At 43.0% G+C, this 13,834-nt stretch carries 14 protein-coding genes; 6 read left to right on the top strand and 8 right to left on the bottom strand.

What is annotated here, in order from left to right:
- Window positions 1-315: 315 nt before the first annotated feature.
- Window positions 316-627: an IS110 family transposase gene (locus tag PQ469_RS29830; protein ID WP_274210917.1), complete on the top strand. Its 312-nt coding sequence runs from the start codon at window positions 316-318 to the stop codon at window positions 625-627.
- The gene (locus tag PQ469_RS29825; RefSeq protein ID WP_274210916.1) at window positions 593-1,615 is read left to right on the top strand and encodes a transposase; all 1,023 of its coding nucleotides are present in this window, start codon (window positions 593-595) and stop codon (window positions 1,613-1,615) included. The genes PQ469_RS29830 and PQ469_RS29825 overlap by 35 nt, the downstream gene beginning before the upstream one ends.
- A gap of 285 nt (window positions 1,616-1,900) precedes the next feature.
- Here PQ469_RS29825 and PQ469_RS29820 read toward each other — a convergent pair whose 3' ends face one another.
- Entirely contained in the window at window positions 1,901-2,884 is a 984-nt protein-coding gene (locus tag PQ469_RS29820; protein ID WP_274210915.1) for a pyruvate dehydrogenase complex E1 component subunit beta, read from the bottom strand.
- 141 nt (window positions 2,885-3,025) lie between these two features.
- Between PQ469_RS29820 and PQ469_RS29815 the strand changes: the two genes are divergently transcribed.
- Entirely contained in the window at window positions 3,026-4,915 is a 1,890-nt protein-coding gene (locus PQ469_RS29815; RefSeq protein ID WP_274210914.1) for a DUF4153 domain-containing protein, read from the top strand.
- A gap of 12 nt (window positions 4,916-4,927) precedes the next feature.
- Here PQ469_RS29815 and PQ469_RS29810 read toward each other — a convergent pair whose 3' ends face one another.
- Entirely contained in the window at window positions 4,928-5,482 is a 555-nt protein-coding gene (locus tag PQ469_RS29810) for a hypothetical protein (RefSeq protein WP_274210913.1), read from the bottom strand.
- Window positions 5,483-5,574: 92 nt separating this feature from the next.
- A complete protein-coding gene (locus PQ469_RS29805; protein WP_274210912.1) occupies window positions 5,575-6,288 on the bottom strand; it encodes a hypothetical protein in 714 nt (237 codons plus the stop codon).
- 129 nt (window positions 6,289-6,417) lie between these two features.
- Between PQ469_RS29805 and PQ469_RS29800 the strand changes: the two genes are divergently transcribed.
- The 3 genes from PQ469_RS29800 (at window position 6,418) to PQ469_RS29790 (ending at window position 8,616) form a co-directional block, all read left to right on the top strand.
- A complete protein-coding gene (locus PQ469_RS29800; protein ID WP_274210911.1) occupies window positions 6,418-7,347 on the top strand; it encodes an NAD(P)-dependent oxidoreductase in 930 nt (309 codons plus the stop codon).
- Window positions 7,348-7,661: 314 nt separating this feature from the next.
- The gene (gene greA, locus PQ469_RS29795; protein WP_090651442.1) at window positions 7,662-8,135 is read left to right on the top strand and encodes a transcription elongation factor GreA; all 474 of its coding nucleotides are present in this window, start codon (window positions 7,662-7,664) and stop codon (window positions 8,133-8,135) included.
- Between the two features lie 91 nt (window positions 8,136-8,226).
- On the top strand, window positions 8,227-8,616 hold the full coding sequence (locus PQ469_RS29790) for an HIT family protein (protein ID WP_274210910.1): 390 nt from the start codon (window positions 8,227-8,229) through the stop codon (window positions 8,614-8,616).
- A 106-nt stretch (window positions 8,617-8,722) separates the two neighbouring features.
- Here the strand turns inward: PQ469_RS29790 and PQ469_RS29785 are convergent, their stop codons facing one another.
- The 5 genes from PQ469_RS29785 to PQ469_RS29765 all read right to left on the bottom strand — a co-directional run bounded on the left by PQ469_RS29785 (window position 8,723) and on the right by PQ469_RS29765 (window position 13,455).
- The gene (locus tag PQ469_RS29785; protein ID WP_274210908.1) at window positions 8,723-9,550 is read right to left on the bottom strand and encodes a universal stress protein; all 828 of its coding nucleotides are present in this window, start codon (window positions 9,548-9,550) and stop codon (window positions 8,723-8,725) included.
- Window positions 9,551-9,671: 121 nt separating this feature from the next.
- Window positions 9,672-10,124 carry a pyridoxamine 5'-phosphate oxidase family protein gene (locus tag PQ469_RS29780; protein WP_274210907.1) on the bottom strand — a complete coding sequence of 151 codons (453 nt, stop codon included), beginning with the start codon at window positions 10,122-10,124 and terminating at the stop codon, window positions 9,672-9,674.
- Between the two features lie 271 nt (window positions 10,125-10,395).
- Window positions 10,396-11,283, bottom strand: a complete 888-nt coding sequence (locus tag PQ469_RS29775) for an NmrA family NAD(P)-binding protein (RefSeq protein WP_274210906.1) — start codon at window positions 11,281-11,283, stop codon at window positions 10,396-10,398.
- A gap of 24 nt (window positions 11,284-11,307) precedes the next feature.
- Window positions 11,308-12,372, bottom strand: a complete 1,065-nt coding sequence (locus PQ469_RS29770; protein ID WP_274210904.1) for an alkene reductase — start codon at window positions 12,370-12,372, stop codon at window positions 11,308-11,310.
- 93 nt (window positions 12,373-12,465) lie between these two features.
- A complete protein-coding gene (locus tag PQ469_RS29765; RefSeq protein ID WP_274210903.1) occupies window positions 12,466-13,455 on the bottom strand; it encodes a helix-turn-helix domain-containing protein in 990 nt (329 codons plus the stop codon).
- Window positions 13,456-13,834: the final 379 nt, after the last annotated feature.

Genomic DNA, 13,834 nt, shown 5'->3' with positions numbered 1-13,834 from the left:
CTCTAACCAAGCTGCCCTCATAAAATATCCAATTTTCCTGTCATCCTTCGTACCCACCCATGACATGTTATAAATAACCCCTTTGTCATTCTGAGTGTTAAAATTTCGCGAAATTCTGAAGGTGAAATGACATACTTTTGTTAACGCTGTGCAGTGTGGCCGGTCGAGTTATAGTGCTTCGTGCCTGTGTCTGAGTATGGTTCCGAAGATAGAGTCTGAAGGTATGGTACGATCCTGTTTACAGTGATTTGTCCGATGGGTAGCCTGTTTTTCCTTATACTCCTTCGGGCACAGCTTATTTAAAACAAGCTTGATATGGAAAAAATGCGTACACATGCAGCCGGTATAGATATTGGCTCCCGTCATGTTTTCGTTGGCCTGGAAAGCGGCCCTGTCCGTAGCTTTGAAACCTTTACCGGCGATCTGGTAGCACTTAGTAAATATTTACTGGAGAACCGGGTAACTACAGTGGCGATGGAAGCTACAGGTGTTTACTGGTATGTACTTCATGATATCCTGTCAGATGCAGGGTTAGATGTGTGGCTGGTCGACGGCCGCCAAACCAAACAGTTGCCTGGGAAGAAAGACAGATGTGAAAGACTGCCAGTGGATCCAGCAGTTACATAGTTATGGTTTACTGAACCGTTGCTACGTTTCTGAGGGGCTGCTCAAGGAGCTACGTAGTTACCAGCGATTACGTGAAGACCACCTCCGGAGTGCCTCGATGCATATTCAGCATATGCAAAAGGCCCTGATCGAAATGAATATCCGTTTACCGGAAGTATTAAGTCAGATACATGGGGCCAGTGGAAAAGCCCTTATAACAGCAATCCTTTCCGGTGAAAGAGACCGTTATAAGCTGCTTGCTCTCTGCCACAAAAAAATCAAAGATAAAAAGAGCGAAGAAGTATTAAAGGCTTTGGAGGGCCATTACACGCCACATGGGCTTTTTGCCCTGGAGCAGGCTTATAAGGCATATCTTTTTTATCAAGGCCAGATCTTGGAGTGTGACCGGAAAATAGATAGCACCTTGCAACAGATTAATAAAGACAAACAACTACCGCCCGGTACAAATACCGGAAATAGAAAACCGATCAGGCACAATAAGCCCCAGGTTAAAGACCTTGGCGGGCATTTGCTGAAAATATTTGGTGGCCGGGATGCCACCAGGCTTCCCGGCTTTACAGATTATAACTGGTTACAGTTATATACAGAAATTGGAGCCGATTTAAGCCAGTGGTCGACGGAAAAACGGTTTGCCAATTGGCTTGGGGTATCTCCCGGTCAGAACCGTTCGGGCAAGAAAAACAAAAGTAAAAGCAAAGGAAAACCTACCGCCGGCCAGATATTCAAGGAAATGGCGTGCGGCTTGCTAAACAGCAAATACATTGGATGGGGAGCATTCGCCAGACGGTTAAGAGGAAGAAAAGGTCCGGCGATAGCCATCAAAGCAACTGCCAGAAAATTGGCTATTCAATATTGGCGTTTAATGGTTAAAGGGAGCGATTTTGTAGAAAAAGGCATAGAGGCATATGATAACATGCTTAAAGAGCAGAAGCAAAGGTATTTACAAAAGCTCGCTATCGAATTTAATGTGGACTTAGTACCTATATAATTCGATATGTCATGGGTAACGGAGTGAAGAACAATTTCTTGAACGAAGTGAAAAATTTGTTAACCGACATGCATCGCCGACGGAAAGTTCGCGAATAGATCCTTCACTACGTTCAGGATGACAATCCTCTTATTGAGGACGTTGCCGTTGCTGTCTTTTACGGTTGATTCTTCTATTGTGTATTTGTTTTAAAGCAAAAAAGCCCGATACAAATACCGGGCTTTTTGATATTATTTAAATTTTAAAAGCAACAAGAAAAATTCTGTCAATCCTTAAATCGTGTAATTACTTAGTAACGTACATTACCTCTTTAACGGCTTTAATAACCCTTTCAGGGTTTGGCAGATATTCCTGTATTAAAGTTGGCGCATAAGGCAACGGAACATCGCCACCCATAATACGCAGTATAGGCGCATCAAGGTAATCAAAAGCATCTTTTTGCACTTTAAAGGCAACCTCGGTAGCAATTGAACCCAAAGGCCAGCTTTCTTCAATAATTACCAAACGGTTTGTTTTTTTTACCGAATTGATCACAGTTTCGTAATCGATAGGGCGCACAGTACGTAAATCTATCACTTCGGCGTTGATACCTTCTTTTGCCAATTCGGCAGCGGCAGCAATAACTACTTTCATGATCTTACCGAAACCTACCAAAGTTACATCGGTACCTTCTGTTACCACTTTGGCTTTACCCAATGGGATATAGTACGTTTCTTCAGGAACTTCGCCTTTATCGCCATACATCAATTCCGATTCCATAAAAATAACCGGATCGGGATCCAATATTGCAGATTTTAATAAGCCTTTTGCATCGTAAGGGTTTGATGGAACAACAACCTTTAAACCCGGGCAGTTGGCATACCAGTTTTCGAAGCATTGTGAGTGCTGCGAACTAAGCATACCCGCATTACCGGTTGGGCCACGGAAAACGATTGGTACAGAAAACTGGCCACCGCTCATCGACATGATTTTGGCCGCACCATTGATGATCTGATCGATAGCCACTAACGAAAAGTTAAAGGTCATGAACTCGATGATCGGGCGTAAGCCATTCATAGCCGAACCGATGCCAATACCGGCAAAGCCTAATTCAGAGATGGGCGTATCAATAACGCGTTTAGCACCAAATTCATCCAGCATACCCTGGCTTACTTTGTAGGCACCATTATATTCGGCAACCTCTTCACCCATCAGGTATATATTTCCGTCGTTGCGCATTTCTTCGACCATAGCCTCACGTAGCGCTTCTCTGAATTGTATTTCTCTCATTATATTGTATAAAATGATGTTTTTTGCGACCGCAAATATAATCACTAATGTGTGAAATGCAATTGCTGCCCATGCAGTTTACATTTTTAGTACAGATATTTTACAAATTGTACTTACATTGCCTGTATAAACCCTGCCACAATGAAATTCCCATCCATAAAAACGCTGGCCGAAGGCTTTCTGTCCACCTTGAAGCGCTATCCCTTTGAATTATTTTTTGCCCTTATTGGCACCATAGCAGGCACTATCGAGGTGGAACTTCGCCATTTGAACCGGGTACATGAGGGGTGGCTGATGCGCGGGGTGATGACGGCCAACCTGGGTTTGCTGCTTAGCCTATCGGCAACGCTATTTACAAAAAGCCGGCAGTTTAGCAAACAAAATAAACTCATTATAAAAACCATAGCTGCGCTTTTTGCAGCCTCGCTCATTTTCATCATCGATCCTACCGCCCGCGAAGCTGATTATATCCGGTTTTTCCTGCTATCGCTTTCGTTTCATTTACTGGTTGCCTTTGCGGCATTTACGGGCAAGGGGCAAGTTAATGGGTTTTGGCAGTTTAATAAAACATTGTTTCTTCGTTTTTTAACGAGCGTATTGTATGGTGTGGTTTTGTTTTTAGGGATAGCTGCCGCCATTGCCGCTACTAACTTTTTATTCAACTTTAAGTTTGAGTGGGATACTTATGCCATACTTTGGGTTTGGATAGTGGGCTTGTTTACCACTACCTTTTTCCTGGCTGGCGTACCCGCCGATACGCGTGCGCTTAACGACGATTTGAGCTACCCCAAAGCATTGAAAATATTTACCCAGTTTGTATTGATCCCTCTATCAACCATATATGTGCTTATTTTATTAGCATACGAGATTAAGATCATCACACTTTGGAGCCTGCCAAAAGGCCTGGTATCAAATCTTATTTTAAGCTATGCGGTGTTTGGAGTGCTGTCATTGTTGCTGATATATCCCATTCGTGAACATGATGGCAATAGATGGATCAAAATTTATTCGCGCAGTTTTTATTTTTTGTTGATCCCCTTGTTGGGCCTCCTGTTTGTGGCAGTAGGCGCAAGAGTTTTCATGTATGGCATTACCGAATGGCGCTATTTTTTAATCGCGCTTGCCTGCTGGTTGTTGTTTATTTCCGTTTACTTTTTAGCTTTTAAAAAGCAGAATATAAAGCTTATCCCTATCTCTTTATGTATAGTAACCATTTTATCCGTGTACGGCCCGCAAAGCGCTTTTACGGTTAGTATGTATTCGCAAAAGCGAATTATAATTAAGTTTTTTGAAAAGCACAATGCGTTGAAAAACGGCAAATTCATCGCGGTTGATAGTACAAAGGTGAGCGAAAAAGACGGCAGTAAAGCTGTGGCATCTTTAAATTATTTCATTTATAAATACGATATCACACCCTTACAGCCGTATTTTAATAAAGATCTTACCGCATTGTCCGATTCGTTAGGTAGGTTGAAAAGCCGGGACTGGCGCACTTCGGGCGATTATGGGCGGAGAGAGTTAAGGGAAAGTAAGTATGAGTGGGCCCGACTTTCTCTTGGCCTCCACCATTTTGAAACCTGGTACAACGAGAATGATAACGCTATGACCTATTACTATACATTTAGCAAAAAAGAAAAAATAGTAGTTGTAATGGGCTATGATATAACACTCGTCGCCGATGAGTATGCTGATACCCTGACTAATAATTTCAACGGCATTCAAATTAAGCAAACACAACCGGCGAACGGGTCATTTACGTTAAAACTCAATAGCGAAACTTTTAATTTCAGACCTTTTGATGTTGCCCATAAATTGTTGGCAGATACAGCAACCCTTAATAAATATCACACGCCTACAGAGTCTGAATATTATAAAAATTACGATCTACCGGCTAAAGAGACTTTATTTACTAAAGAAACGACTACGTATAAAGTAGCCTTTCAGATCAACAGTATAAATTTTAATATTACAGGAAAAGAGAAACCAGCCGACATAAAAATATCGGGCACCTATTTAATCAAAATCAAGTAGGTGTCCATAGCATCAATTCACCTGTATTACTATCGGCAGCTCTTGCATTTCTTTAACCGATTTTGCCATCCGCTTAATAAACAAGTAATTGGTTGTACCGCCAATAACAGCGCCAACAACCGGCACCAACCTTTCGGCAGTGCGTACGCCCAGGTTGAGGATTATTTTTTCGGCTACGCTTTCCATCATGGTTTTGCTGAGGGCAATGCCGGTTTCTACTTTGAAAGATATAGCTACCAGTTTCATAAACTCATCGAACCCCATTTGGTAGCTGCCTCTGTTATGGTACATAATGGCCATAGTAACCCTGAATTGCTGGGTTATCAGGTTAAGCACATCAACAGGCATACCTATTACCATGGTTAAAACACCGCCGCTGCCCGATATGGCACCGCTGCCGGCAGCCATAATTGCGCACTGGTTTATAAATTTATCAAGGCCAAGTTTGTCGACGCCTTTTTTTACGTTCAATTGATCGATATGATCAAACACCTGCTTAAACCCATCGTGCGATAATTGTTCGGAATAGTGTTTTATATCGGTGCCTATTTGTTTTAATGATTTCATTTTTAATTGGTTTATTGCAAAAAGAGCAAGCCCTTGTAACATACTAAGCTATTCTCGTGCCAATTAATAAAGCGGGTAAATATGGCAGTAAGCTAACGGCTTTTTGCCACCGCACCCTTGTCATCCAAGGTTTCAATTACGGGTTGGTTTTGTTTGTTAATATATATCCTCAGCTTGGGCTTACCATTGGCATCGCTCAAAAATAAGCCCACATCGCCCCCTGCGTTTTTACCAACAAAAAGCCTTTCTTTGGTTACCCGGCCAGATGCGTTAAGCTTGTCAATTCCTGTTTTATATGCAACAGTATCATTTAATTTGTTCAGTGAATCAATATAAGCCAAAACCTTTGATGAAGGGAAATTATCGTACTTATCCCAAAGTTTCAGGCCATAGCTTCTTTGCAATTGCGGGCCATTGTTTTCCTGGCTATATTGAAGCTGCATAATCTGGTCGTTCTTATACTGATCGATGGAGTAGGTCATACTCGCGCTTTTTTTATCGCCATCATATACCAACCCGCCGCACTCATTGCCATCATCATTAAAAAATATCATGCCGGCGGGGCGGTCGCGTTTGGGCAGTTGTTTGCCCTCAATGGTGCCCGGGTGCTGGCTTTGGCGATTGCTTATGGCCATGCGTATTTTACCATCAGGCTCAACAATGTCAATCCGCTCGGCGGTTATTTGTTTAAAATGGGCTTGATTGCTCATCAGCCGTATAATAAAGCCAAAGCACACAATTATAGTTACCGTAAGTAGGGCCAGGTATAATTTTAATGTTTTTATTTGTTTAGGTAGATTTTCCATCGCTTCAGTAGGTTTAAAATTGCAATGTAAATATATTTAAAGCGTAAAAATGAGTAAAACCGTAAAATGCTACGCATTAATAACCTATGTGTTTGTAAATTCGCCTTTTATAAAAAAATTACTGACGAGTTGAAAAATAACATTCTTATTGTTGATGATGTACATCCCATATTTATGGAGCAGGCCGAAGCCAAGGGTTATACATGCGATTACAGGCCAATCATAAAAACCGAAGAAGCTTTACAAATTATAGGCAATTACGCGGGCCTGGTTATCCGCTCAAAATTCCAGGTAACCAAACAAGTTTTTGATTTGGCCACAAACCTGCAATTTGTGGCCCGCGCCGGCGCCGGTATGGATAATATTGACGAGGCCTACGCCGCCCAAAAAGGCATTAAACTCATCAACGCTCCCGAAGGCAACTCCGATGCTGTTGGCGAACATGCTATTGGCCTGCTGCTATCATTAATGAATAATTTTAACCGGGGTGATGCCGAGATCAGGAATGGCAAATGGGAGCGGGAGGGCAACCGCGGTTACGAACTGAAAGGAAAAACCGTAGGCATCATTGGCTATGGTCATATGGGGCATAGCTTTGCCCGTAAGCTTTCGGGTTTCCAGGTTGATGTAATTGCTTACGATAAGTATAAAACCGGCTTTAGCGACCGCTATGCGCGCGAAGTAAGCATGGAGCAGATAGTAAAGCTAAGCGATGTGCTAAGTATACACGTACCCCTTACATCAGAAACCAATGGGCTGATTGATGACGAATACCTGTTTCACTTTAAAAAGCCGATATTTTTTATCAATACATCGCGGGGAAAAACAGCAAAAGTAAGCAGTGTATTAAAAGCCATTAAAGAAGGTAAAATATTGGGAGCAGGATTGGATGTACTTGAAGTTGAAAAATTCCCTACCCTGGCCGAGCAGGCCTGGTACGACGAATTGCGCCAGAGCGGCAAAGTTATCCTTAGCCCCCACGTAGCCGGCTGGACGTTTGATTCGTACAGGAAGATAAGTGAAGTGATGGCGGAGAAGCTTCCGAATTTGAAAATTTGAGGATTTAAAAATTTGAAGATGATTGAATGAGGCTCGCTCCAAGGCCAGAGAAGTGGTTGATGGCTCATAGATCATGGCCGAACCCGCTTACTTTTTATCCATGAACAATCAACAATGATCCATGAACAGCCGAAGGCAAATAAATTTGCATATTAAAACTTAAATCACTTATCTTCGTTCAATACTAAACAAGACTATGTAGGCATGGCCCATATAGTCTTGTTTGTTTTTATAGTCGTTGCGTCCTTCTTAAAAAAGGGAGGGCGGTTTTTTTTGGACAACCAATAGGATAAATAATAATTAATTTACGTGTTATGGCAGAGGTATCATACTTTACCAAGGATGGTTTAGAAAAACTAAAAGAAGAATTACAAAGGTTAAAAACAACCGGCCGTGCGGATATATCAAAACAAATTGCCGAAGCGCGCGATAAAGGCGATTTATCGGAAAACGCGGAATACGATGCTGCTAAAGAGGCGCAAGGCCTGCATGAGGCCAAAATAGCCCAAATGCAGGAAACCCTGGCCAATGCCCGTTTATTGGATGAATCAAAACTGGATACATCAAAAGTGCTGGCGCTTTCTATCGTTAAAATTAAAAACCTTAAAAACGGTGCAACCATGAGCTATCAGCTGGTGGCCGAAAGTGAAGCTGATATGAAGGCTGGTAAAATATCGGTAGCATCACCCATAGCCAAAGGCCTTTTAGGCAAAAAAGTAGGCGAAAAAATTGAGATCACTGTACCGGCTGGTAAAATTGAATTTGAAATACTGGAAGTGAGTCGTTAGTTATTAGTTGATTAGGTTGGATTAGGTTGATTAAGTTAACCTTACTTAAACTTAATCAACCACTTACTTAATCAACTTAATCAACCTCAAAATGAACATCTTTTCGAAAATTATAGCAGGCGAGATCCCGGCGCACGTTGTTGCCGAGAGCAATGAGTTTTTGGCTTTTTTAGATATCAACCCGCTGGCCGAAGGGCATGTGCTGGTGATCCCGAAAAAAGAAGTTGATTACATTTTCGACCTGGATGACGAAACTTATACCGGTTTGCAAATATTTGCTAAAATTGTGGCTACAGCCATTAAAACAGCTATACCATGTAAAAAAGTAGGGGTGGCTGTTATCGGCCTCGAAGTACCGCACGCACACATCCATCTTATCCCCATGAACAGGGTTGACGACCTTAACTTTTCGAGGCCTAAATTAAGCTTCAGTGCCGAAGAATTGAGTGTTACAAAAGATAAGATCAAAGCAGCGTTTTAAATACTTGCCTGCATTGATTTAAAAAAAATAACGGGGTATTGCTTAAAGCAATACCTTTTTTATTTAATCCTGAAGGCAAAACCATTTGTGATTCCCCTGGCTTTGGTTAATACGGAAATATCAGCAATGGTATTGTAATATGCCCCGGCAGCGCTTCGGTCAAATAATCCCCGATGATCTCTTTAAAATGATAACGGTGGTTAACAAGCACCAGCACATCGTTATGCATTCCGTTAATTATAACATCAAGCGCCTTGTTAATGTCTTTTTCTTTAATGTTGTTAAAAGCAACCGGGAAACTACGTATATGGCTTCCAACCCGTTCGGTAAACAGTTGCTGTCCATAACTTTCCTCGATATCCGGAATTCCCTTGGCCGACAAATGCGCTACAGCTACGCTGGCCTGCATAGGCTCGGCCAGTTGAACAAGGTATTTTACAACGGCAGCGCGGCAATACCGTAAATCGGCCATATAAGTTATATGTTGTATGTTTTTTAATGTCCAGTTTTCGGGCACTATTAGCAACGGACACTGCACTTTATTTAATACGCTTTGGAGGTTTAATAAAGGTTGTCGCGGCCCATTTTGCAACATAGTACCGCTTCCGCTCACTATTAGCCAAATATCATTTTTGATTATCATAGCGGCCAATTGTGTAGCATCAAAATCGGCGATATCCATTGCTGATATTTCGGGATGGTAGTCTGCCGGTTCCTGGTTAAGCGCGTTTAACATTCGAGCTAAACGATCTCCGGCAATCAACGGTTGTTGAATACTGTGCCCGGCCAGCACTTTTGCGGAAACCATTGTATTAACCTCATAGGTATTGGCCACTAAAATATTGGCTTGCACCGCCCGGGCAATAGCGAAAGCCTGTTTTGATGCATGGGCGGCTGATGGAGAACCATCGTTAATTACGGTAATCGTTTTCATAGCGTAGGAGTTATAATTTTCAAGTGTAAATATCACAAACGCTTGTCACGGAAAACATGATTCCGGTCATCCTAAAAATTGCTTGTGATCATCAATCATATAGGCCATATTTAAGCAGGCCTCAGTTACCTTCAAACCGGCCGGTTTTTTTATCAAGATTGATCTTATAAATAATAAGTTCAACTTTGTCGCCCACATCGCTGTCGTTTTCGGTTATCCCATGCGAAGGATGATTAGCAGGATGATTGGCCATGGGCATTATGCGATGTATAATTCCCTGCATCAGGCGAGCCTTTTCGTCCATATCGGTTATTTCTTCAAAATGCCCCCAGGCAACAACGCTTTTCCAACTAAAGATGTTCTGTATGTCGTCAACTTCAAAACACACCTCAGGATTCTTTCGCATCATTTCAATCTTTTTACCATTTGCAGAATGGCTGTATATATACGGTGCGCTGTAAACATAATTTATCGGAACGATATAAGTCGTTCCATCGGCATGACAAGCGATACGGCCGGTAACCTGCTGTTTCAGCAAGCTTTCTATCTGTAAGTCTGTAAGTGCTCCCAACATAATTTTTATTTGTAACTATATGAAGTGATTAACAGCATCAAAACTAAGGTTGGCACCTTGGTTTAAAAATGACCGTTTTGTTATTAAAAAGTGACTCCTGTCACTATCGCTTGCCAAAACCGCAAAAACGCGTCCATTATTACCCCAGCTTCCCTCGCCGCTTTTTAGATCCCTTAGTTGTTTTTCATGTCGGTGGTATTTGGTTATTCCAAAACGTTTTAGAATCAATAAGCGGGACGCCACCTGGTGTGCAATCCCGCTTGCGGAGCTTTCAAGCCTGCTCGTACCGGCTTTTGAATTCTTCGGCAAATTGTTCCTGTTTAATCTTCCCTGTTACTTGTCTTCCTTTTTCAAAAAAGTCCTTCATGACAATACCTGCTTTTACCCCCTGGCCCAGTTCGGTAATAAGCCCGGCTAATTCAGGGGGCAGGCCTCCGGATAACATCCCTTGTTTTAATTGTTCATCCGGGATCTCGGTCCAGGTCAGCTCCGGTTTGCCTATCGCCTTGCCAAACAGGGTTGCGATCTTATTGCCTGTAGAGATATCGCTCACGACATATTTTACCTCAAAACCATTTCCTTTCGTCTGCAACTCGTCGGCTATAGCAGAAGAAAGATCATCAGAATGTGTGAGTGCCAATTCATCGTCACCGCTGTAATTGTTACCAAAGATGCCCCTGTTCTTGATCAGCGGGATGTCTCTGAAAAAGTTAACCAAGAAAAAGCCCGATCTTAGCACGGTTATGTTCACTCCGTTTAATTGACTTAATATCTGCTCTACGCGGTGCACCCCCTTTACCGGGCCTGTTCCTTCAGGCGCGTCAGCGCCAACACTACTTAGCATTACCACGCGCGGTACACTTGCGGCCTTAATCGCTTGCGCATTAGCGTGCCCAGCATCTGCGATATTCCGGATCATATTTATTGCTCCCATTGATGGTGGCATCATGGTATAAACCGCATCTGCCCCATTAAAAGCTTCGGTTAGGAAAGTAACATCGCTGATCGAGCCGATTGCTGCCTTAGCACCTAACTCCTCGATTTCATTTTTGCGATCTTCTTTCGTGCTGATAACGGTTACTTCATGTCCGGCTGCTACCAGCTTTTTCACTAATGGTTTGGCTACATTACCTAATGAGCCTGTTGTTGTAATTTTCATGATTGTGTGTTTTGTGGTAAATAATTAGTCTAATACGGGATAATCGGTGTAACCCTGTTCACCGGGCGTATAAAGGGTATTATAATCCGGCTCATTTAGGGAGGCGTTTTTTTCAATCCTCCTCATGAAGTCGGGGTTGGCCAAAAAGCTTCTGACGAAGGCGACCAGATCTGCCGTGCCGTCCTGTAATTTCGCTTCGGCCGTTTCTGCCGTAAAGCCATTACAATAAATGATGGTATTGTCAAAAGCCCCGCGGATGCTCCGATGGGTTTTTTCGGTGATGCCCGGATTATTGGAAATATGGAGGTAGGCAATGCCTGATCGATTCAGCTCACCCACCAGGTAAACATAAGTTTGATGTACTTCAGCCTCGTCATAAGCCGGCATATCGTTCGATGTTAAAAAGGGCGAAATGCGCAAGCCCACCTTATCGGCACCGATAGATGCCGCAATTTTTTGTACAATTTCCAGTACCAGGCGGCTGCGGTTTTCAATAGATCCGCCGTAGATATCTGTTCGGTTATTGATATGCGGGTTTAAAGATTGTTCCAGCAGGTACCCGTGAGCACCATGCAGTTCTATGCCGTCAAAGCCTGCAGCTATGGCGTTCCCGGCAGCTTTAATATGGTCTGCTACAATGCGGACTATGCCTTCTGCATTAAGTGCTGAAGGGGCCGAATATTCGTGCATCCCCGTCTCGGTGTAAATTTCGCCAGCCGCTTTGACGTCCGACAAACCAACCACCTGATATCCTTCCGGCAGGTTGGAGTTATGGGCAATCCTTCCGGTATGCATCAGTTGCAAAAATATCTTAGAGCCAGCTTCATGTACAGCGTTGGTAACCTGCCTCCAGCCTTCCACCTGGGCGTCTGTAAAAATGCCGGGAATGCGCGGATAACCCAAACCTTCGGGGCTTGGCGAGGTACCTTCGGTAATAATCAGCCCAGCGCCTGAACGCTGTTTGTAATAAGCGGCAATCATCGCATTGGGAACATTATTAATAGCCCGGCTCCTGGTCATGGGAGCCATTACCACATGGTTCTTTAATTGAAGTACGCCTTTGTTGTAAGGCATGAATAACTTTTTCATTTTGCGGTGTTTGTTGTTTACACAGCAAAATTGAACCTATTCAATAGCTAATAATAGCGCAAAAAGACACAAAATCAGTCCAATCCGGCAAAGTTATTTAGCCTGGGCGGAAAATCGTTTAGGCGTGAGGCCGTGGCATTTTTCAAACAAACGGCTGAAATGGCTGAGGTTGGAAAAGCCCAGTTCATAGCCCACTTCGGCAACCGAACGCTTACCTTGCTTTAACAGGAAGGCGGCTTCTTCCATCCGGGCACGCTGGTAATAATTGTAGATGGTATCGCCGAAGGTTTGTTTGAAAAGTTGTTTGAGTTTGGTTTCGCTCATGGCGGCAACTTGTGCCAGTTCGCTAAGAACGGGAGGTACGCTCAAGTCGTAAAGTATCTCGTTCCGGATATGTAATAGTCTTTCTGCGTCCGCACTATTAATGCTGTAATGGGCAGCCGTGCTTTCACGCAAAACCAATTGCCGAAAAAGCAGGTAAATTAATTCCTGCACCTTAATCTGCATATAAAAATGGCTCAGGTCATCCTGCGTATTAACCGCCGCCATATGTTTTAACAGGATCTTCGTTTCCGCAGTCATGCTTTCAAAGTACAGGAAAGAACTACCGCTGGTGGTGATGGTTTTCAGGGTAGCGTTTTGTTTAGTCAACCCTAAAAGCGCTTTCAAGTAAACTGGTTTAATAGCAATAACCACATAATGAACAGAGTGTCCGGCTGGAAAGCGAATGGCCGAACTCAGGTCATTAGAGGTTACCTGAATGGCCGCGTCTTCCCGTTCAGAGAAGCGTACCTGCTGATCGTTGTTAAAGGAGATTTCGAGCGAGTCTTCGTTACTATAAAAAAATATGGTGATCAGTTCGTTCCCCATACCGGATGAGTTACGCTTGATAACAAGGTCCTCCCGGAGAGTATAACGGTGCAAGGTAACCTTAAAGTCTGGTCCGAAAGTTAGTTTGCGAATATAACCCTCCCCTAATTTTTCGGGTATACGTAACAGATTGTTTTCCATTGCGACCCCAAGGTGATGGGCGAAATGCGTCATAAAATCAAAATCAGGTGTGGCAGAGAAACTGAAGATCATTCTGGTTGCATTATGGTTTGCTAAACAACATTGTAGTCAAAAACACGCCGGATACTTCAAAAGTAAAAATTAATAAACTCGCTTCAACCGGGCTTTTCCACATACCAGTTAATGATCTTGTCAATAGCAAGCGCATCAACCGGGTTATTCCATAAATATCTGACTGCGCAATAACAGAAGACGGGATATGTTATTTGCCGAATACCGACTTGCGATATTGTATTCCCCAATAAGCCATCGACGTTATATGTTTTAAACCTTTTTCCTAAAGTCAGCAGGCCCGTTCTCCACCGTAATAGGTTTTTATGTCACATACTTCAACTCACGTTAAGTTAATAGCACTGCGAAGGCCCTTGATAGCACCTGTAGCAAAGCGGGG

Origin of the sequence: Mucilaginibacter sp. KACC 22773, assembly GCF_028736215.1 — a bacterium.
GTDB lineage: Bacteria > Bacteroidota > Bacteroidia > Sphingobacteriales > Sphingobacteriaceae > Mucilaginibacter.
This window is presented reverse-complemented; position numbering and strand designations above follow the sequence as displayed.

Coding starts and splice junctions, on each gene's coding strand:
- PQ469_RS29790 (WP_274210910.1), top strand. CDS start 8,227: ATGAACATCTTTTCGAAAATTATAGCAGGCGAGATCCCGGCGCACGTT.
- PQ469_RS29820 (WP_274210915.1), bottom strand. CDS start 2,884: ATGAGAGAAATACAATTCAGAGAAGCGCTACGTGAGGCTATGGTCGAA.
- greA (WP_090651442.1), top strand. CDS start 7,662: ATGGCAGAGGTATCATACTTTACCAAGGATGGTTTAGAAAAACTAAAA.
- PQ469_RS29810 (WP_274210913.1), bottom strand. CDS start 5,482: ATGAAATCATTAAAACAAATAGGCACCGATATAAAACACTATTCCGAA.
- PQ469_RS29785 (WP_274210908.1), bottom strand. CDS start 9,550: ATGAAAACGATTACCGTAATTAACGATGGTTCTCCATCAGCCGCCCAT.
- PQ469_RS29775 (WP_274210906.1), bottom strand. CDS start 11,283: ATGAAAATTACAACAACAGGCTCATTAGGTAATGTAGCCAAACCATTA.
- PQ469_RS29815 (WP_274210914.1), top strand. CDS start 3,026: ATGAAATTCCCATCCATAAAAACGCTGGCCGAAGGCTTTCTGTCCACC.
- PQ469_RS29805 (WP_274210912.1), bottom strand. CDS start 6,288: ATGGAAAATCTACCTAAACAAATAAAAACATTAAAATTATACCTGGCC.
- PQ469_RS29780 (WP_274210907.1), bottom strand. CDS start 10,124: ATGTTGGGAGCACTTACAGACTTACAGATAGAAAGCTTGCTGAAACAG.
- PQ469_RS29770 (WP_274210904.1), bottom strand. CDS start 12,372: ATGAAAAAGTTATTCATGCCTTACAACAAAGGCGTACTTCAATTAAAG.
- PQ469_RS29765 (WP_274210903.1), bottom strand. CDS start 13,455: ATGATCTTCAGTTTCTCTGCCACACCTGATTTTGATTTTATGACGCAT.
- PQ469_RS29830 (WP_274210917.1), top strand. CDS start 316: ATGGAAAAAATGCGTACACATGCAGCCGGTATAGATATTGGCTCCCGT.